Origin of the sequence: Anaerovorax odorimutans, assembly GCF_024459955.1 — a bacterium.
GTDB lineage: Bacteria > Bacillota > Clostridia > Peptostreptococcales > Anaerovoracaceae > Hominibacterium > Hominibacterium odorimutans_A.
Genome location: NZ_JANFXK010000057.1, coordinates 1 through 1,499, shown reverse-complemented (window position 1 = coordinate 1,499; position 1,499 = coordinate 1). Strand labels below are relative to the sequence as shown.

Annotated in this window: 2 protein-coding genes; both read left to right on the top strand. The window is 50.2% G+C overall.

What is annotated here, in order from left to right:
• Nucleotides 1–227: hypothetical protein (locus NE619_RS17770; protein ID WP_256133830.1), on the top strand; the 227-nt coding region annotated here is incomplete at its 5' end.
• 192 nt (nucleotides 228–419) lie between these two features.
• Nucleotides 420–1,499, top strand: a 1,080-nt coding sequence (locus NE619_RS17765) for a phage minor capsid protein (protein WP_256133829.1), incomplete at its 3' end; no start/stop codon positions are given.

The window sequence follows — 1,499 nt, the reverse complement described above, 5'->3', positions numbered from 1 at the left end:
GGCCGATGGAGGTCAAAGTGGCGAACCGAACGTACCGGATGGGAAAGAAGGAGTACCAGGGACTACTCAAAGTGGCCAGTGAACAGGTTCCGTTTGGAATTTACGCAGTTGAAAAGAACGGCTACGCGGAGCTGATGAACATTAAGTGTAACAGTATTACACAACTAAAGCAGAAGATTCGGAAATTCCGGAGTCAGGGCTGGAAGGTCCACCAGAATGGGAGGTAGCAGGGATGGATATACCGGGATATGATTTGTTGTTACAAGAATTTTGTGGGTACTGCCCTGATTTTGAAGCCTCTGTTGAATGCGTAGATTGTACAAGCATGACGGATGGAGCGCCAAGGCGCCTACATAACATCCGCTGTAAAAACAGCAAGAGATGTGCCCGCATCGCAAAAAATATAGAGGCGAATAATCATGAATGAATATGACATCGGAAAAGCCTTCGCCGCGATCGAAGAGGAACTGATCGCGTTGATGATGCGGAACATGCAGCGGCATCGAGATTGGGAGGATGCCGAGGGCTTTAATTGGTCCATGTGGCAGGCCGAACAGTTGAAAGCTTTGGACAAATACAAGCGGGCCAACAAGAAAAAATTCCAGCGGCAGTTTGGCGAGATAAACGGCTCTGTCCGACAGGTGATTGAGCAGGCCCGCAAACAAGGAAACATGGAGCAGGAACTTGAAATCCTGGACGCAATTAAAAATGGTTGGAAAGCTCCAAGGAAGCTGAATAAATCGGTTCAGACTTCTGCGGAGTTTTTTAAGCTAAACACCCGCAAGCTGGATGCGCTGGTTCGGGCCACGGAGCACGACTTTAAAAAGGCAGAGGTTGCGGTGCTCCGCCGTGCGGAAGACCAGTACCGACAGGTGATCTTTAATGCGCAGGTTTACGCCAATACCGGCGCAGGGACATATGAGAAGGCCGTGGATATGGCTACAAAAGACTTTTTGGCTGCCGGCATCAATTGCATTGAATATGCCAACGGAGCACGCCACACGATACAGGATTATGCGGATATGGCGATCCGGACAGCTGCCAAACGGGCCTATCTCGCCGGAGAAGGTGAGAAGCGGCAGGAGTGGGGCGTCAGTACCGTGATTATGAACAAACGGGGGAATCCCTGTCCGAAATGCTTGCCTTTCGTCGGCAAGATTATGATTGATGATGTGTGGAGCGGCGGGAAGGCATCTGACGGGCCGTATCCCCTGATGAGCACGGCCATCGCTGCGGGGCTCTATCATCCAAGGTGCAAGGATAGCCATTCAACTTATTTTCCTGGAATTACTACGGCAGAAGACAGATGGACAAAGGAAGAGCTGGCAGCGATAGAGAAAGCAAATAAAGAAGATGCACAAAGACAATACGCCAAGCGGCAGGCAGAGAAATATGGCCGGCTGTCAAAGTATTCCTTAGATGAGCAGAATCGCAAAATGTATGATGCCCGGGCTACCAGCTATGCAAAACAGTGGAAAGCCGGCGAGAATGGTAGTATA